We start from the raw sequence: 16,994 nt of genomic DNA on the forward strand, positions 1-16,994 counted from the left end.
CCCGGCTACGGCACTCAGCGCCGCCAGGAAACGGGGGCGGCCACTTCGGCTTGGCGTGTGTCTGATTTTCGGCACACCGAAATCTTAGCGCCATGCGTTCATGGGTCGACAGAGATATCGGTCAAGGGTGCGGCTGGTGACTGCCGTGGGTCGCGTGCTCGATCGGCTCCAGCTGAATGGTGGAGTGATCGACGTCGAAGTGATCGCGCAAGCAGTAGTCGAACTGGCGGAGCATGGCGCCCGCGCGCCCCTCGGCGAAGACCTCGGCCTCGACCACCACGTGGGCAGAGAACACGGGGGAACCAGACGTGATCGACCACACGTGCACGTCGTGCACATCGACGACCCCGTCCACTCCGCCCAGGTGCTCGCGGATCGTCGCCACGCTGATATCCGCCGGCACGCTCTGCGCCAGCACGCGGAAGACGTCTCGAAGCAGCACGAACGCCCTGGGGGCGATGAGCAGTGCGATGGCGACGGATGCCGCAGCATCCGCCTTGGTGAAGCCGGTCGTCACGATGACGATCGAGGCGGCGATCGCGAGCACCGAGCCGATGAGGTCGCCGAGCACTTCCAGGTAGGCGCCACGCATGTTGATCGAGCTGTCTCGTCGATCATGGAGCACCAGGAGCGCCGCGACGTTTGCTGCGAGGCCTGCCGCGGCCACCACGAGCATGGCGGTGCCCGCGACCTCGGGCGGTTCCTCCGCCACCAACCGTCGCACCCCCTCGATGCCGACGGCGAGCGCTACCACCGCCAGGATGCTGCCGTTGATGAGCGCGCCGAACACTTCGGCACGCTGGTAGCCGAAGGTCTGTCGGTCGTTCGCCGGCCGAGCGGCGATGACGGTCGCGATGAGCGCGATCGTCAGGCCGAGCGAGTCGGAGAACATGTGCCCGGCATCCCCGAGCAGTGCGAGTGACCCGCTGAGCACCGCACCGACGATCTCGACGACGAGGAACACCACGATGATCGCGAGCGCGATCGCCAGCCGTCGCCGGTTGGAGTGCGTGTGCTCGTGGGTCATCTCTCCAGGCTACCCAGCGGGGAAGCGCAACGATTCAGGGCACCGGGGCTCGACAGCGCGCCCTCTGCAGGGCGCGCTGTCGGTCATACCGCGGCGGTTGCCTCCTCGCGGGTGATGGCTATCCGAGACGCCCGCGCACCATCGGCATGATCGCGGCGAACGCGCGCGTTCGGTGGCTCACAGCGTTCTTCTCTTCCGGAGTCATCTCTGCCGACGACACGTCGCTGCCGTCCGGCTGGAACACCGGGTCGTACCCGAACCCGTGCTGCCCCGCCGGCGCGTCGAGCACCCGGCCGGGCCAGATGCCGAGCTCCACGTGTTCGAAGTCGCCGTCGACGAACGCGGCTGCGCATACGAACTGCGCCGAGCGGTCCGCCGCCCCCTCGAGGTTCCGCAGCAGCAGTTCGTAGTTGTCGCGGTCGTCGCGGGTGCCTGCGTACCGGGCCGAATGGATGCCGGGAGCCCCGCCAAGCGCATCTACCGCGATTCCGCTGTCATCGGCGAGCGCGGGAAGCCCCGTGTGCCTCGCCGCCGCGCGCGCCTTGATGAGCGCGTTCTCTGCGAAGGTCGCGCCGTCCTCGACTGGTTCCGGGCCCTCGTAGCCGACCAACTCGTGCATGCCGAGACGATCACCGAGGATGCGGCGCAGTTCGACCACCTTGTGCGCGTTGTGCGTGGCCAGCACGATCCTCGTGCCCGGCCGACGGGCGTCCGCTGCCGCTTCGATCCGCTCTTCCTTCGCCATCGCGCGCCTCTAGCTCTCGAGCGCTTCGCGCTGCAGACGTGTGAGCTCGGTAGTGCCGGCGAGCGCGAGGTCGAGCAGCGAATCGAGCTCCGTCCGATCGAACGGCACACCCTCGGCGGTGCCCTGCACCTCGATGAACTTGCCGCTCCCGGTAGCGACGACGTTCATATCGGTGCCCGCGCCGACGTCCTCCACATACGCGAGGTCGAGCATCGGCACCCCGCCGATGATGCCGACGCTGACGGCAGCGACGCTGTCGGTCAACGGTGTGGCCTTCGCGGGGATGTGCTTCTTGCCGCGGGCCCACTCGACAGCATCCGCCAGTGCGATGTACGCACCCGTGACGGCGGCGGTGCGAGTGCCCCCGTCGGCCTGCAACACGTCGCAGTCGATGACGATGGTGTTCTCGCCGAGCGCCTTCGTATCGATCACGCCTCGCAGTGAACGCCCGATGAGTCGCGAGATCTCGTGGGTGCGACCACCGACGCGGCCCTTGATCGACTCGCGGTCGGAGCGCGAGTTCGTCGCTCGCGGCAGCATCGAGTACTCGGCGGTGACCCAGCCCTTGCCCTGACCGGTGAGCCAGCGGGGAACCCCCGGGGTGAACGACGCGGTGCACAACACCTTCGTGTCGCCGAACGACACGAGGCAACTGCCTTCGGCCTGCTTGCTCCAGCCGCGGTCGAATGCAACCGGGCGCAGTTGGTCGGCGGTGCGGCCATCGGTACGGATCATGTGCTCGCTCTCTCTTCAGGGGATGCCGAGTCGGTTCGTGAGGTTGCGGCTGGCGCGCTGCCCGAGGCCGACGCGCGCTCCGCGATCGGCACCGCGCCCGTCTCGAAGGTCTCGACCCGGTTGACCTCCGGTCCGAGGAAGCGGTGCGCAAGACGGAGGAAGTGCTCTTTGTCAGCACCGGTCGCCTCGAACAGGTGGCGAGGCGGTGTCTGGTCGCGGCGCAGCATCCCGTGTCTGACGAGCACGCGGTAGACGTCGAACGCCGTCTCTTCAGCGCTCGAGACCAGCGCGACTCCGCGCCCCATCACGTACTGCAGCGCGGCGGCCATGAGCGGGTAGTGCGTGCACCCGAGCACGAGCGTGTCGATATCCGACGACTTCAGCGGCGCCAGATACTCCTCGGCCACTTGGAAGAGCTCTTCGCCGCTCGTGATGCCGCTCTCGACGAACTCGACGAAGCGGGGGCATGCCTGCGTCAGCACCTGCAGATCGGGGTCGGCGATGAAGGCGTCTTCGTAGGCGCCCGAGCGGATGGTGCCCTCGGTGCCGATGACCCCGATGCGCTTGTTGCGGGTCTTCCGCACCGCAGCGCGCACCGCCGGCTGGATGACCTCGACGACGGGAATGCCGTGCCCCTGCGTGAACCGTTCGCGGGCATCGCGGAACATCGCAGCGGATGCCGTATTGCACGCGATCACGAGCAGCTTCACGCCCGCGTCGACCATGTCGTCGAGCACCTCGAGCGCATAGCGCCGAACATCTGCAATGGGCTTGGGGCCGTAGGGCGAGTGCGCGGTGTCGCCCACGTAGAGGATGCGCTCGTTGGGCAGCTGGTCGAGGATCGCGCGCGCCACGGTGAGCCCGCCGACTCCGCTGTCGAAGACTCCGATCGGCGCGTCGCTCACAGGGGTCAAGCCTAGCCGCGCGCTGGAGCTTGGAGCGAAGGCGATTTCTCGCCTTCGCCGCGACGCCGGCGCGCTGGAGCTCAGAGCGGAGACCATTTCTGGTCTCCGCCGCGACGCCAGCGCCGAGCGCCGTCTCGGCGCTCGGTCTGAACCATCTCGGCACTCGGTCTCAACCGTCTCGGCGCCAAGGCTCAGAGTCACCATTAAGTAGGCTGACCCCCATGAGCACGGCCCTGCTGACCGACCGGTACGAACTCACCATGCTCGATGCGGCGCTTCGCAGCGGCCACGCCGAACGGCGGTGCATGTTCGAGACGTTCGCGCGGCGGCTGCCCCAGGGCAGGCGCTACGGCGTCTTCGCAGGCGGTGGGCGGCTTCTCGACGCGATCGAGCAGTTCCGCTTCGGCGACGAGGAACTCGAGTGGCTTCGCCAGGAGCGGGTGGTGCACGACGACACGCTCGAGTGGCTCGCGAACTACCGCTTCTCCGGCAGCATCCGCGCGTACCGCGAGGGCGAGGTGTACTTCCCCGGATCGCCGGTGCTCGAGGTCGAGGCGAGTTTCGCCGAGGGCGTGCTGCTCGAGACGCTGATTCTGAGCGTGCTCAATTACGACACGGCGATCGCGACCGCCGCAGCTCGGATGGTGTCGGCAGCGGCCGGTCGCCCCCTGGCAGAAATGGGGTCGCGTCGAGTGGGCGAGCGCAGCGCCGTCGCTGCCGCGCGCGCGGCATATATCGCCGGCTTCGGCGCCACCAGCAACCTCGAGGCGGGGAGGAGCTGGGGCGTGCCCACCATGGGCACCGCCGCGCACTCGTTCACGCTGCTGTACGACAGCGAGCGCGAGGCGTTCTCAGCGCAGCTCGACGCCATGGGCGCCGGCACGACGCTGCTGGTCGACACCTTCGATGTCGCACGCGCCATCGACCTCGCCGTGGAGCTCGCCGGACCGGAGCTCGGCGCGGTGCGTCTGGATTCGGGCGACCTGCCAGTGCTCGTGCACGAGGTGCGTCGCCAGCTCGACTCGCTCGGAGCGACTGGCACCCACATCACGGTGACGAACGATCTGGACGAGTACGCGATCTCGACGCTCGCCGCGGCGCCGGTCGACTCGTACGGCGTCGGCACCTCGCTCGTGACCGGCTCAGGCTCGCCCGCGGCCGGAATGGTCTACAAGCTCGTGGCGCACACCGACGGAGACGGCTGGGTGCCGGTGGGCAAGCGCTCCGCCGGTAAGGCGAGCGTGGCCGGCCGCAAAGATGCGGTGCGTGAGCTGTCGAGCGGGCGGGCGCGGGCCGAGATCGTCCACGTCGAGTCGGATCCCGAGGCATCCGTTGGTCGGCTGCTGCAGGTGCCGCTCGTGGTCGACGGCGAGATCGACGAGCAGTGGCGGGGGCCCGCCGGGGTGCAAGCGGCCCGTGAGCACCGCGCGATGGCGGTTGCTGAACTCCCCCGCGACGCGTTTCGCCTGAGCCAGGGCGACCCGGCCATCCCCACCGTCTACCGCTGAGTTCCGATCGCCGCCGACCGCCGACCGCTGACAGCCGACCGCTGCTGATCGGCGTCTGCCTCTGGCTGCTCAACCGAATCGCTCGTTAACGGCGGATGCCGGGAGCGTCGGCTCCCGGCATCCGGAGATCTGCAGCGTCAGCGCCGCCGCAGCGCGAGGTCAGCGCAGGCTCAGCGCGCGGCCGAACCGTCGACGTAGTCCTCGTCCTGCTGCTTCCAGGCGAAGAGCGAACGCAGCTTCTTGCCGGTCTGCTCGATGGGGTGCGCCTCGCCCTTCGCGCGCAGCGCGAGGAACTCGGGGGCACCGGCGTCCTGGTCGGCGATGAACCGCTCGGCGAACGCGCCCGACTGGATGTCGGCGAGCACGGCCTTCATGTTCTCCTTGACACGCGGGTCGATGACGCGCGGGCCCGAGACGTAGTCGCCGTACTCAGCGGTGTCGGAGATGCTCCAACGCTGCTTGGCGATGCCGCCCTCCCACATGAGGTCGACGATGAGCTTGAGCTCGTGCAGCACCTCGAAGTACGCGATCTCGGGCTGGTAGCCCGCCTCGGTGAGCACCTCGAAGCCGTACTGCACCAGCTGCGACGTGCCGCCGCAGAGCACCGCCTGCTCGCCGAAGAGGTCGGTCTCGGTCTCCTCGGTGAAGGTGGTCTTGATGCCGCCGGCTCGCAGGCCGCCGATCGCACGAGCGTACGACCAGGCGAGGTCCCAGGCCTTGCCCGAGGCGTCGACCTCGACCGCGGCGATGACCGGAACACCACGCCCGGCCTCGTACTCGCGGCGCACGGTGTGGCCCGGGCCCTTCGGCGCGACCATGAACACGTCGACGCCCTCGGGGGCGGTGATGTAGCCGAACCGGATGTTGAACCCGTGGGCGAACATCAGCGCCTTGCCGGGCTTCAGCGCCGGCTCGATGTCCTCGGCGTAGAGCTTCCGCTGGTGCTGGTCGGGAGCGAGGATGACGATCACGTCTGCCTGCTCAGCCGCCTCGCGGTTGGAGAGCACGGTGAAACCGGCCTCCTCCGCCTTGGCGATCGACTTCGAGCCCTCGCGCAGGCCGATGACGACGTCGACGCCGGAGTCGCGCAGGTTCTGCGCGTGGGCGTGGCCCTGCGAGCCGTAGCCGATCACGGCGACCTTCTTGCCCTGGATGATCGAGAGGTCGGCGTCCTTGTCGTAGAACACTTCGGTCACTGTTGTGGTTCTCCTTGTTCGTTGTGGATGATGCCCGCTCGCGCCTTCGACAGGCGCCTGAGCTGCGGATTCGTTGGTTGCCTGTTGCCTGTTCAGCTCTTGAACACGCGATCGCTGATGCTCTTCGAACCGCGCCCGATGGCGAGCAGTCCGGACTGGGCGATCTCGCGGATGCCGTACGGTTCGAGCACGCGCAGGAACGCCTGCACCTTGCCCGAATCCCCCGTGACCTCGATCACGAGCGAGTCGGTGGCGACATCGACGACACGTGCACGGAACAGCGTGACCGCCTCGAGGATCTGCGAGCGAGTGACATTGTCGACGCGCACCTTGATCAACAGATGCTCGCGCTGCACCGATTGCGCAGGGTCGAGCTCAACGATCTTGATGACGTTGACCAGCTTGTTCAGCTGCTTGGTGACCTGCTCCAGCGGGCCCTCTTCGACATCGACCACGACAGTGATCCGCGAGAGGCCCTCGATCTCGGTGCGGCCGACCGCGAGCGATTCGATGTTGAACCCGCGGCGGGCGAACAGCCCGGCGACCCGGGTGAGCAGACCCGGCTTGTCTTCGACGAGCAGTGACAGCACGTGCGACATGGCCTACTCCTCCTCCCACTGCGGCGCGTGATTGCGCGCGTACTGGATCGCCGAGTTGGTCGCGCCTTGGGGCACCATCGGCCACACCATCGCATCGCGCGACACGATGAAGTCGATCACGACCGGACGGTCATTGGTCTCGAGCGCCAGCTTGATCGCGTCGTCGACCTCCTCAGGCTTCGTCACGCGGATGGAAAGGGCACCATACGCCTCACCCATCTTCACGAAGTCGGGAATGAACGCCTGCTGCTCACCGGCCTGCAGGTCGGTGAACGAGTGACGGCCGTCGTAGAACAGCGTCTGCCACTGCCGCACCATGCCCAGCGACGAGTTGTTGATGATCGCGACCTTGATCGGGATGTTGTTGATCGTGCAGGTGGCGAGCTCCTGATTGGTCATCTGGAAGCATCCGTCACCATCGATCGCCCACACCACGCGATCAGGCTGCGCGACCTTGGCACCCATCGCAGCGGGCACGGCGTAGCCCATGGTGCCCGCACCGCCCGAGTTGAGCCACGAGTTGGGGCGCTCGTACTTGATGAACTGCGCCGCCCACATCTGGTGCTGCCCGACACCGGCCGCGTACACGCCCTCCGGCCCTGTCAGTTCGCCGATGCGCTCGATGACCCACTGCGGCGACAGCAGCCCGTCGTCGGTCGGGGTGTAGCCGAGCGGATACTGTGTGCGCAGCAGCTCGAGCCGGCTCCACCAGTCGCTGTAGTCGGGCGCCTGCTTCTCGGCCGCCTTCTTGAACGCGTCGATCAGGTCGATGATCACCTCGCGCGCATCGCCCACGATGGGAACGTCCGCCGTGCGGATCTTCGAGATCTCAGCAGGGTCGATGTCGACGTGCACCACCTTGGCGTGCGGCGCGAAGTCGCTCACCTTGCCGGTGACCCGGTCGTCGAACCGCGCGCCGAGCGAGATGATCAGGTCGGATTCCTGCAGGCCGAGCACCGCCGTCACCGCGCCGTGCATGCCCGGCATGCCCAAGTGCTGCTTGTGCGAGTCAGGGAACGCACCGCGAGCCATGAGCGTCGTCACGACCGGAGCGCCGGTGAGTTCGACGAGCTCCTTGAGCTCTGCTGAGGCGCGGGAGCGCACGACACCTCCGCCCACGTAGAACACGGGCTTCTTCGACTCGGCGAGCAGCTGCGCCGCGGCGTGGATCTGCTTGCCGTGGGCCTTCGTGACCGGACGGTATCCCGGCAGGTCGACCTTGGGCGGCCAGATGAACGGAGCGGAGTTCTGCTGCGCGTCTTTCGTGACGTCGACGAGCACGGGACCCGGACGTCCCGTGGTCGCGATGTGATATGCGGCCGCCATCGTCGCGGGGATGTCTTCCGGCCGACGCACCAGGAAGGAGTGCTTGGTGATCGGCATGGTGATGCCGACGATGTCGACCTCTTGGAAGGCGTCGGTTCCCATGACGGTCGAGAAGACCTGCCCGGTGATGGCGATCAGCGGCACAGAGTCCATATGCGCGTCGGCGATCGCGGTGACGAGGTTCGTCGCGCCGGGACCGGAGGTCGCGATCGCGACCCCTGGTCGACCGCTTGCCGAGGCGTAGCCCTCGGCGGCGTGGCCCGCGCCCTGTTCGTGGCGCACGAGGATGTGGCGGATGCCCTTATCGCTCATGAGCTCGTCGTAGAACGGCATGATGGCGCCGCCCGGCAGGCCGAAGACATCGGTGATGCCAAGCTTCTCGAGCGATCTGAGGATCGCACCGGAGCCGGTCAGGATCTCAGGCTCTGCGGCATCCGCCGGCCCTGGCACGGGTCGTGGTTCTGCAGCCATGGAGGAAGTTCTCTTCTTTCGATGGGGGTGGTCTGTGACAGCCGCCTACCCGGTGATCGCGCCCTTCGCAGCGGAGTGCACGAGCTTCGAGTACTTGGCGAGCACGCCTCGGGTGTAGCGCGGGGGAAGGGGAGCCCAGCCTTGACGGCGGGTTTCCAGCTCAGCCGGGTCGACCAGTAGGTCGATCGAGCGAGCTGCGATATCGACCCGTATCAGATCACCATCGCGCACAAAGGCGATCGGTCCAGCGTCGACCGCCTCGGGAGCTATGTGGCCGATGCACAGGCCGGTTGTGCCGCCGGAGAATCGACCGTCAGTCAAGAGTAGTACATCTTTTCCGAGCCCCGCGCCCTTGATCGCCGCCGTGATGGCGAGCATCTCGCGCATTCCGGGGCCGCCCTTCGGGCCCTCGTAGCGGATGATCACCACGTCGCCGTGGCCGATCTTCCCCTCGGTGAGGGCGTCCATGGCCGCGCGCTCGCGCTCGAACACGCGCGCCGGGCCTTCGAACACCGCGGCGTCGAAGCCGGCGGTCTTCACGACGGCGCCCTCGGGCGCCAGCGATCCGTGCAGGACCGTGAGGCCGCCGCTTTTGTGGATCGGGTTGTCGAGCGTGCGCAGCACTTCGCCGTCGAGCGGGTCGGGGTCGAGTTCGGCAAGATTCTCGGCGACCGTCTTGCCGGTGACCGTGAGGGCGTCGCCGTGGATGAGGCCGGCATCCAGCAGCGCCTTCATGACGACCGGAACACCACCGTGCCGGTCGACATCGTTCATGACGTACTTGCCGAACGGCTTGAGGTCGCCGATGTGCGGCACGTTGTCGCCGATGCGGTTGAAGTCGTCGAGCGTGAGTTCGACCTCGGCCTCGTTGGCGATCGCGAGCAGGTGCAGGATGACGTTGGTCGAGCCGCCGAACGCCATGGCCACGGCGATCGCGTTCTCGAACGCCTTCTTGGTGAGGATGTCGCGGGCGGTGATGCCTTGACGCAGCAGGTTCACGACCGCCTCGCCCGACTGCCGGGCGTAGTAGTCGCGACGGCGGTCGGCCGAGGGCGGCGAGGCCGAGCCCGGAAGGCTCATGCCGAGGGCCTCGGCGACGCTCGCCATGGTGTTCGCGGTGTACATGCCACCGCACGCACCTTCGCCCGGAGCGATGGCGCACTCGATGCGCTTGAGATCCTCGGGACTCATGGTGCCGGCCTTGCAGGCGCCGACGCCCTCGAAGGAGTCGATGATCGTGACTTCCTTCTCTGTGCCGTCGCTGAGCTTCACCCAGCCAGGCGCGATCGAGCCGGCATAGACGAATACGGCGGCGAGATCGAGCCGCGCGGCTGCCATGAGCATGCCGGGCAGCGACTTGTCGCAGCCCGCGAGCAGCACGGATCCGTCGAGGCGCTCGGCCATCATGACGGTCTCGACCGAGTCGGCGATGACCTCGCGACTCACCAGCGAGAAGTGCATTCCCTCGTGGCCCATGCTGATGCCGTCACTGACCGACACCGTGCCGAACTGCAGCGGGTAACCGCCGCCCGCATGCACGCCCTCCTTCGACGCCTGCGCAAGGCGGTCGAGCGAGAGGTTGCACGGAGTGATCTCGTTCCAGGAACTGGCGATTCCGATCTGCGGCTTGTCCCAGTCCTCGTCCCCCATGCCGACCGCGCGGAGCATGCCTCGCGAGGTGGTGGCTTCGATACCGTCGGTGACTGCGCGCGAACGCGGCTTGATGTCGATTTCGGCCATGCCTACGAGTCTAGGGCGCGATCACGTCGCCTCAGTGCCCGGCGGAATCGCCCGCGCCGAAATGCCGGGTGTGCCGTTTCACGAGCGGGAGTAGTCTTCGGGCATGTGGGCCGTATTGGTAATCCTGCTGGTCGTCTGGCTGATCCTCACCGTAGTCGGCTTCGTCTTCAAAGGCCTTCTTTGGCTCGGGGTCATCGGCATCGTCTTGATAGTCGGCACCATCGTGTGGGGTGCACTGCGATCCGCTCGAGCGCGACGCAAGCGCGAGACGATGTAGCTGATCGGGTCAGCGAGCGCTGCGACGCTGCTCTCTGGTTGCTTTGTCGACCGCTGGGGCGAGTTCGTCGACGAGGGTGTGCTCGTCGCTGAAATTGTGAGTGCGGTACGCAGCCCTACCGATCATGTGGGCGGATATGGGCGCGGTCAGCGTTTGCAGCACTACTACCGGCACGAGGATGAGAACCGTCACCCAGGAGCGCTGGTCGAGCGCGATCGCGGCGATCACGAAGAACAGCCCCATGATCTGTGGCTTGGTCGCGGCGTGCATTCGGCTCAGGGCATCGGGGAATCGCAGCAAGCCCACGCCGGCGGCCATGGATAGGAACGCGCCGAGGGCGAGACAGACCAGTGCCGCACCATCGATGATCGCGTCTACGTTCACAGCGGGCCTCCTTTCTCGGGCGAGGAATTCCCTGCCTCGGGCGGTGCTTCCGGTCCAGCCGCCGGGGCGTCGGCCACCGGCCCGCGACCGAGCGCCCGTCGCTCGGCGCCGTTCCTCGGACTGTCCTGCTTCGACACGTACCGAGCGACCGAGATCGACGCGAAGATCGCCGTCGAGGCGAGCACGATCATGAGGGGCACGGTGTCGAGGTGATCGTTGTAGACCATCTCTACGCCGACGACGATGACCAGCGTCGTGAGCAGCATGTCGGAGGCGATCATGCGGTCGAGGATCGACGGTCCGCGAACGATGCGGTAGAGCGCGAAGAGCGAGGCGAGCAGCAGCATGGTGCCGCTGAACCAGAACAGCAGGGATGCCGCGCTCATGCGCCCAGCCTCCTCAGATCATTGCGATCGCCCACCGCCCGGATCAGCAGTTCCTCGATCCAGCGGACTTCGCGTCGCATCGCCTCGACATCCTTGAGCGTGCGCGTGTTCAGCACATGCAGGTAGAGGGTCGACTGATATCGATCGACCTCCGCGACGAGCGAGCCGGGGATGAGCGAGATGGTCATGCCGACCATGGTCAGGATGAAGTCGGACTTCGTGCGGAGCTTCACCCGCACGAACGAAGAGTGCGGCACCCCGCGTGGATCCAACGCGAGGAATGCCACCTGGAACGACGCGATGACGAGCTCGCGCAGGAAGTACCCCAGGTAGCGCAGCAGCCACCACGGGTTGACGCGACCCGAAATATCAACGGGCGGCAGGTAGAAGACGCGCGTCACGATGATCGCGAGCACCACGCCGACCACGACGTTCAGTGCCGTGACGTCGCCCCAGAGCATCAACCAGAAGACGACCAGGCCGATCATGACCGGCAACTGCCGTAACCGGAGCCGCCGGATGAACCCGTGCTCGGCGGGACTCATGGGGCACTCCCGTTCACACTGTCGACCGATGCGTCGGCTTCGGCGCTCGTGCCGGGTCCGAGCACGGAGTCGATATAGGTGCCGGGGCCCGTGATGTTCTGCCCGGCGCGATCCGCGAACGCGTAGAGCGGTCCAGCGAGCACGGTCAGCGCCACGCTCACCGCGACCATGGAGGTGGTCGCCACCGTCATGAGGCGCGGAATGCGTCGCTGCTCGCGCGGCGAGCCCATCTCCGGCGCCGAGCGTAGCAGGGCGGTGATCGTCGAGTCGTAGTCCTCGACTTCCTCGCTGCGGCGCCAGAAGGCGAGGTTCCAAACTCGCGCGAGTGCATAGAGCGTCAGCAGCGACACGGCCGCTCCGACCCCCATGAACACATACGCCAGCGCGCTGCCCTCGCGGGCGCTCGCGTCGAAGAGCGCCAGTTTGCCGATGAAGCCTGAGAAGGGCGGGATGCCGCCGAGGTTCAGCATCGGGACGAAGAACAGCACCGCGATCACCGGCGCCGACTTCAGCAACCCGCCGAGACGATTGATCGACGTGCTTCCACCGTGGCGCTCGATCAGCCCTGCGGAGAGGAAGAGGGTCGTCTGCACGACGATGTGGTGGACGATGTAGAAGATCGCTGCGCTCATGCCCGCGGCCGTGCCGAGGGCGACGCCGAGCACCATGTAGCCGATGTGGCTGATGAGCGTGAATGAGAGCATGCGCTTGATGTCGACCTGCGCGACAGCTCCGAGTATCCCGACCACCAGCGTGAACAGGGCGACGACCATCAAGGCCGTATTGAGCTCCGGCAGTGGGAAGAGCAGTGTCTCCGTGCGGATGATGGCGTAGACGCCGACCTTGGTCAGCAGGCCCGCGAAGACAGCGGTGACCGGTGCGGGAGCCGTCGGATACGAGTCGGGCAGCCAGAACGCGAGCGGGAACACGGCCGCTTTGATGCCGAAGGCGACGAGCAGCATCACGTGCAGCACGATTCGGAGGTCTTCGGGCACCTCCTGCATCCGCAGGGAGATCTGCGCCAGGTTCACTGTGCCGGTGGCACCGTAGATCATGGCGATCGATGCGAGGAAGAGCAGCGACGACAGCAGGCTCACGACGATGTACGTGATGCCGGCGCGGATGCGCTGCTCGGTGCCCCCCAGCGTGATGAGCACGTAACTGGCGACGAGCAGTATCTCGAATCCCACGTACAGGTTGAAGAGGTCGCCGGCGATGAAGGCGTTGAAGACGCCGGCCGAGAGCACGAGATAGGTCGGGTAGTAGATGGAGACCGGCGTCTCCTCATCACCGTCGGCAAGACCCTGGCCGACCGAGAAGAGGAGCACGCCCAGCAGCACGATCGCCGACACCATGAGGAGCAACGCCGAGAGCCGGTCGACGACAAGCGCGATGCCGAACGGGGCGGTCCAGCCGCCCACCGACATGGCGAGCGGTCCATCGTTGTCGACGATGCCGAGCATGACTGCGCTCAGAACGAGCACAGCGCCGAGGGCACCGACCGTGATGAGCTGCTGCAGCCGTGGACGGCGGCCGAATACCAATGCGCCGGCCGCGCTGAGCAGCGGCACCAATACGACGAGGGGCACCAGGGCGTTCATCGTGCGTCCCCCTCGGCGCTGTCGTCAGGTGGGCCTTCGTCACGGTGGTCGTCGTGATCGGCCGTCGCACCGTCGGCGGCTGCCTCGTCGGAGGTCGCATCGCTCGGAGAGCCGGGGTACGCGGCATCCGACCCGTGGATCTCGTCGGTCATGGCAGCCGCATCGGCATCGAGCGAGCGGTGCACGGCACCCAATTCCTCCTGCAGTGCCCGCGCTTGCACATCGTCGGCGAACTCCGTGTCGCTCGTGTCGACCTCTTCGATGCTCGTCTCAGCGATCGCGCTGCTCTGCTTCGCGATCTCGATGTCGTCGAGGTCGTCCTGCACGATGTCGACCTTGCCGAGCCGCCATGAACGATAGATGAGCGCCATGAGGAATGCGCTCACGCCGAACGTGATGACGATCGCCGTGAGGATGAACGCCTGCGGCAACGGGTCGCTCATCACAGCGGGAGCACTGCCATCGTCGCCGAGCAGGGGCGCAGCGCCGAACCCGTCCGACATGAGGAAGATGAGCAGGTTGGTCGCGTTGCCAGCGAGGAGGAAGCCCAGCAGCACCCGCGTGATGCTTCGCTCGAGCATCAGGTAGATCCCTGCCGAGTACAGCACGACCATCAGGGCGACGAGCACGAGAGGCATCATGAGCGCACCTCCGACTGCTCTGCGTCTTCTTGGTGGCGGTCGACCTCGGCCCCGAGGCTGCGAAGCACATCGAGCGTGAGCCCGACGACGACGAGGTAGACGCCGATATCGAAGAGCGTCGACGTGACGAACACGATCTCGCCGAACCAGCCGAGGTCGAGTTCGAACCACGTCGAGGTGAGCGCGTCGGCGCCGAACAGCAGCGGCACGGCTGCCGTGCCCGCCGCGAACAGCAAACCGGCGCCGAGCAGCTTTCCGGCGTCGAGCGGCGCCGCCGCGCCGAGCTCGTGCCGTCCGCCCGCCAAGTAGCGGCTGACGAGCGCCAGGCCGGCGACGAGTCCGCCAGCGAAACCGCCGCCCGGTGCGTTGTGCCCAGCGAGCAGCAGGAAGATCGACAGGAGGATGATCGCGTGGAACACCAGCCGCACGACCACTTCGAGCATGATGGATCGGTTGCGGGCGGCGAGGGTGCGTCCTGCCAGCAGCCAGGACCCGCGCTCGGTGGCGTCGTTGGGGTCGGCGACTCGGCGAAGCGTCTCGCGCACGCGCTCCTGGGCGTCGCGCCGCGAGAGTCTCGGCAGGTAGTCTCGTCGTCCGCTCACGAAGATGAGGCTCGCGACACCCGTCGCGGCTGCGATCACGACGCTGAGCTCGCCCATGGTGTCCCAGCCACGGAGGTCCACGAGCATCACGTTGACCACGTTCTGCCCGTGTCCGCCCTCGTACGCGAGACGCGGCATCTCGTCGGAGATGGGCGCGTCGACGCGAGCTGCAAGGGCTGCGAGAGCGATGGTGCCCATGAGCAGACCGACCGCGACTCCGATCCCTGCGCGGGCGAGCCGGTGCACCGAGCCGTGCCTCTCGCCGAGGCGCGCGGGAAGCCTGCGCAGCACGAGCACGAAGGCGATCAGAGTCACCGTCTCGACGAGCACCTGCGTCAGCGCAAGATCGGGCGCGCCCAGCAGCGCGAACAGGGCGGCCATGCCATAGCCCGAGACACCCACGAGCACGACCGCTTGGAAGCGCTTCTGGGCGGTGGTCGCCGCGAGGGCGGCGATGATCACGAGGATCGCCACCGCGCCTTCGACCGGATGACTCATGAACGTGAAGGTGTCTGGCCAGGTGCGATTGAGCACCAGCGGGACGCCGACGAACGCGAGCAGAGCGATGAGGATGACGCTGAGGTAGAACGGCAGGGAGCCCCGCTGCGTCGTCACGGTCACCCGCGCCGCTCCCCTGTCGACGCCGCGGAGGATGCGCCAGTACATCTCATTCGACCCGAGCGCTTCGGGCACATGCCACCCGGATCTGTTGACCCAGCCGGAGACCAGGAGCGCCCCCGCACCGAGCACGAGCACCAGCACTGAGAGCCCGAGCGCGGGAGTGAGCCCGTGCCACAGGGCCAGGTGATACGGCTCACGAGCCGGCGGGAACGAGTCGGCGTAACCGGCGACCCAGCTGTCGACGACGTTCGGGAGCAGACCGAGCACCAGACCCGCCGCGGAGAGCACCGCGGGCGCGATGAGGAAGTCGACGCGCTGGCGGTGAAGCGGCGGGGCCGACTCGACGCCCGGCTTGCGTGAGAACGCGCCCCAGATGAGTCGGGCGGTGTATGCCACGGTGAGGATGCTGCCCACCGCGACACCCGCGAGCGCCACCCAGCCGACCGTAGATCCTTCGCCGGCCATGGCGAGCAACGAGTCGAAGACCGCTTCCTTGGCGACGAACCCGATCAGCGGAGGCAGCCCCGCCATGGATGCGGCGGCGACGATGGCGATGACCGCCAGCGCCGGCGCATCACGTCCGAGGCCGCTGAGCTTACGCAGGTCGCGCGTACCGGCGCGGTGGTCGATGATGCCGACGACAAGGAAGAGTGTCGACTTGTAGAGCGCGTGGGCGATGAGCAGAGCCAACCCCGCGAGCGCGGCATCCCGCGATCCCGCCCCCACCACGACGGTGAGGAAGCCCAGCTGGCTGACCGTGCCGAACGCGAGGAGCAGCTTCAGGTCGTATTGCCGGAGGGCGCGCCCTGCGCCGATGAGCATCGTGATGACTCCGAAGAGCACGAGCACCTCGCGCCAGCCGGGGATGTCGGCGTAGCCCGGCGCCAGGCGTGCGATGAGGTAGACGCCGGCCTTCACCATGGCGGCCGCGTGAAGGTAGGCGCTGACCGGCGTCGGCGCCGCCATCGCGGCCGGCAGCCAGAAGTGGAATGGGAACAGCGCAGATTTCGATACCGCGCCGAGCAGCACGAGCATGATCGCGACGACGACGATCGCACCCTCGGGCGGGTTCGCGACGAGCGCCGAGAGCTGAGTCGTGCCAGCGGTGACCGCGAGCAGCACGAAGCCGACGAGCATCGCAAGCCCGCCGAAGGTCGTTACGAGCAACGCCTGGAGCGCGGCTCCGCGACTGGCTCGGCGGCCCGTGTAGTGCCCGATCAGCAGGTAGGAGAAGACAGTGGTCGCTTCCCAGAACACGAACAGCAGGTACACATCGTCGGCGATGACGAGGCCGTACATGGAGCCGGCGAACGCCAGCAGGATCGACGCGAAGCGGGGAAGACCTTCCTCATCGGCGTCGAAGTACCGCATGCAGTAGAGCAGCACCAGGGCGCCGACGCCGGTCACGACGAGTGACATGACCCAGGCCAGCACATCAAGTCGGGTGCTGACCTGCATCCCGAGCTCCGCGATCCACAGGTACTGCTCGCGAACACTGCCGCCGGCCAGCACCGTAGGTGCCTGCGCAATGGTGTAGACGAATGCCGCTGCGGGAATAAGTGCCGCGACCGCGAAGGCGGGCCGCCCGATCGACCGGGTGAGAGGGTAGAGAACGAGGGAGGCGACCGAGAAGACCGCGAGGATCACCAGCATCCAACCCTCCCCTCAGTCATGACTCTCACGCA

Annotated in this window: 16 protein-coding genes; 2 read left to right on the forward strand and 14 right to left on the reverse strand. The window is 67.2% G+C overall.

The window, feature by feature from the left end; translation table 11 throughout:
- Positions 1–121 precede the first annotated feature (121 nt).
- From ABV606_RS03350 to murI, 4 genes are all read right to left on the reverse strand, one after another.
- The gene (locus tag ABV606_RS03350) at positions 122–1,027 is read right to left on the reverse strand and encodes a cation diffusion facilitator family transporter (RefSeq protein WP_353988342.1); all 906 of its coding nucleotides are present in this window, start codon (positions 1,025–1,027) and stop codon (positions 122–124) included.
- Positions 1,028–1,145: 118 nt separating this feature from the next.
- Positions 1,146–1,772 carry an RdgB/HAM1 family non-canonical purine NTP pyrophosphatase gene (gene rdgB / locus ABV606_RS03355; protein ID WP_353988343.1) on the reverse strand — a complete coding sequence of 209 codons (627 nt, stop codon included), beginning with the start codon at positions 1,770–1,772 and terminating at the stop codon, positions 1,146–1,148.
- Positions 1,773–1,781: 9 nt separating this feature from the next.
- Positions 1,782–2,507 (reverse strand): ribonuclease PH, encoded by a 726-nt coding sequence (gene rph / locus ABV606_RS03360; protein WP_281487170.1) that lies wholly within the window; start codon positions 2,505–2,507, stop codon positions 1,782–1,784.
- Positions 2,504–3,412, reverse strand: a complete 909-nt coding sequence (gene murI / locus ABV606_RS03365) for a glutamate racemase (RefSeq protein ID WP_281487169.1) — start codon at positions 3,410–3,412, stop codon at positions 2,504–2,506. Before murI ends, rph begins: the two co-directional genes overlap by 4 nt.
- A 221-nt stretch (positions 3,413–3,633) precedes the next feature.
- On the opposite strand from murI, the gene ABV606_RS03370 reads away from it, so the two are divergent.
- Positions 3,634–4,920: a nicotinate phosphoribosyltransferase gene (locus ABV606_RS03370; protein ID WP_281487168.1), complete on the forward strand. Its 1,287-nt coding sequence runs from the start codon at positions 3,634–3,636 to the stop codon at positions 4,918–4,920.
- A gap of 170 nt (positions 4,921–5,090) precedes the next feature.
- Here ABV606_RS03370 and ilvC read toward each other — a convergent pair whose 3' ends face one another.
- The 4 genes from ilvC to ilvD form a co-directional block, all read right to left on the reverse strand.
- The gene (gene ilvC, locus ABV606_RS03375; RefSeq protein ID WP_281487167.1) at positions 5,091–6,116 is read right to left on the reverse strand and encodes a ketol-acid reductoisomerase; all 1,026 of its coding nucleotides are present in this window, start codon (positions 6,114–6,116) and stop codon (positions 5,091–5,093) included.
- A 92-nt stretch (positions 6,117–6,208) separates the two neighbouring features.
- Positions 6,209–6,715, reverse strand: a complete 507-nt coding sequence (ilvN, locus tag ABV606_RS03380; protein WP_281487166.1) for an acetolactate synthase small subunit — start codon at positions 6,713–6,715, stop codon at positions 6,209–6,211.
- A 3-nt stretch (positions 6,716–6,718) separates the two neighbouring features.
- On the reverse strand, positions 6,719–8,512 hold the full coding sequence (locus ABV606_RS03385) for an acetolactate synthase large subunit (protein WP_435415347.1): 1,794 nt from the start codon (positions 8,510–8,512) through the stop codon (positions 6,719–6,721).
- A 45-nt stretch (positions 8,513–8,557) separates the two neighbouring features.
- On the reverse strand, positions 8,558–10,252 hold the full coding sequence (ilvD, locus tag ABV606_RS03390; RefSeq protein WP_281487165.1) for a dihydroxy-acid dehydratase: 1,695 nt from the start codon (positions 10,250–10,252) through the stop codon (positions 8,558–8,560).
- A 103-nt stretch (positions 10,253–10,355) separates the two neighbouring features.
- On the opposite strand from ilvD, the gene ABV606_RS03395 reads away from it, so the two are divergent.
- A complete protein-coding gene (locus tag ABV606_RS03395) occupies positions 10,356–10,529 on the forward strand; it encodes a hypothetical protein (protein ID WP_353988344.1) in 174 nt (57 codons plus the stop codon).
- Between the two features lie 9 nt (positions 10,530–10,538).
- On the opposite strand, the gene mnhG is transcribed toward ABV606_RS03395, so the two are convergent.
- Genes mnhG through ABV606_RS03425 form a run of 6 tightly spaced genes read right to left on the reverse strand, consistent with a single transcriptional unit; the run spans position 10,539 to position 16,962 of the window.
- Positions 10,539–10,913, reverse strand: a complete 375-nt coding sequence (mnhG, locus tag ABV606_RS03400) for a monovalent cation/H(+) antiporter subunit G (RefSeq protein ID WP_353988345.1) — start codon at positions 10,911–10,913, stop codon at positions 10,539–10,541.
- Positions 10,910–11,299: a monovalent cation/H+ antiporter complex subunit F gene (locus tag ABV606_RS03405; RefSeq protein ID WP_353988346.1), complete on the reverse strand. Its 390-nt coding sequence runs from the start codon at positions 11,297–11,299 to the stop codon at positions 10,910–10,912. The genes mnhG and ABV606_RS03405 overlap by 4 nt, the downstream gene beginning before the upstream one ends.
- Positions 11,296–11,844: a Na+/H+ antiporter subunit E gene (locus ABV606_RS03410; RefSeq protein WP_281487162.1), complete on the reverse strand. Its 549-nt coding sequence runs from the start codon at positions 11,842–11,844 to the stop codon at positions 11,296–11,298. Before ABV606_RS03410 ends, ABV606_RS03405 begins: the two co-directional genes overlap by 4 nt.
- Entirely contained in the window at positions 11,841–13,445 is a 1,605-nt protein-coding gene (locus ABV606_RS03415; RefSeq protein WP_281487161.1) for a Na+/H+ antiporter subunit D, read from the reverse strand. Before ABV606_RS03415 ends, ABV606_RS03410 begins: the two co-directional genes overlap by 4 nt.
- Positions 13,442–14,086: a Na(+)/H(+) antiporter subunit C gene (locus tag ABV606_RS03420; protein WP_353988347.1), complete on the reverse strand. Its 645-nt coding sequence runs from the start codon at positions 14,084–14,086 to the stop codon at positions 13,442–13,444. The genes ABV606_RS03415 and ABV606_RS03420 overlap by 4 nt, the downstream gene beginning before the upstream one ends.
- A complete protein-coding gene (locus ABV606_RS03425; protein ID WP_353988348.1) occupies positions 14,083–16,962 on the reverse strand; it encodes a Na+/H+ antiporter subunit A in 2,880 nt (959 codons plus the stop codon). The genes ABV606_RS03420 and ABV606_RS03425 overlap by 4 nt, the downstream gene beginning before the upstream one ends.
- Positions 16,963–16,994 lie beyond the last annotated feature (32 nt).

It is taken from the genome of Ruicaihuangia caeni, from assembly GCF_040536845.1.
GTDB classification, from domain to species: domain Bacteria; phylum Actinomycetota; class Actinomycetes; order Actinomycetales; family Microbacteriaceae; genus Ruicaihuangia; species Ruicaihuangia caeni.

Coding starts and splice junctions, on each gene's coding strand:
- ABV606_RS03415 (WP_281487161.1), bottom strand. CDS start 13,445: ATGAACGCCCTGGTGCCCCTCGTCGTATTGGTGCCGCTGCTCAGCGCG.
- ABV606_RS03425 (WP_353988348.1), bottom strand. CDS start 16,962: ATGCTGGTGATCCTCGCGGTCTTCTCGGTCGCCTCCCTCGTTCTCTAC.
- rdgB (WP_353988343.1), bottom strand. CDS start 1,772: ATGGCGAAGGAAGAGCGGATCGAAGCGGCAGCGGACGCCCGTCGGCCG.
- ABV606_RS03370 (WP_281487168.1), top strand. CDS start 3,634: ATGAGCACGGCCCTGCTGACCGACCGGTACGAACTCACCATGCTCGAT.
- ABV606_RS03385 (WP_435415347.1), bottom strand. CDS start 8,512: ATGGCTGCAGAACCACGACCCGTGCCAGGGCCGGCGGATGCCGCAGAG.
- ABV606_RS03395 (WP_353988344.1), top strand. CDS start 10,356: ATGTGGGCCGTATTGGTAATCCTGCTGGTCGTCTGGCTGATCCTCACC.
- ABV606_RS03405 (WP_353988346.1), bottom strand. CDS start 11,299: ATGAGCGCGGCATCCCTGCTGTTCTGGTTCAGCGGCACCATGCTGCTG.
- ilvN (WP_281487166.1), bottom strand. CDS start 6,715: ATGTCGCACGTGCTGTCACTGCTCGTCGAAGACAAGCCGGGTCTGCTC.
- ilvD (WP_281487165.1), bottom strand. CDS start 10,252: ATGGCCGAAATCGACATCAAGCCGCGTTCGCGCGCAGTCACCGACGGT.
- rph (WP_281487170.1), bottom strand. CDS start 2,507: ATGATCCGTACCGATGGCCGCACCGCCGACCAACTGCGCCCGGTTGCA.
- ABV606_RS03410 (WP_281487162.1), bottom strand. CDS start 11,844: ATGAGTCCCGCCGAGCACGGGTTCATCCGGCGGCTCCGGTTACGGCAG.
- ABV606_RS03420 (WP_353988347.1), bottom strand. CDS start 14,086: ATGATGCCTCTCGTGCTCGTCGCCCTGATGGTCGTGCTGTACTCGGCA.
- ABV606_RS03350 (WP_353988342.1), bottom strand. CDS start 1,027: ATGACCCACGAGCACACGCACTCCAACCGGCGACGGCTGGCGATCGCG.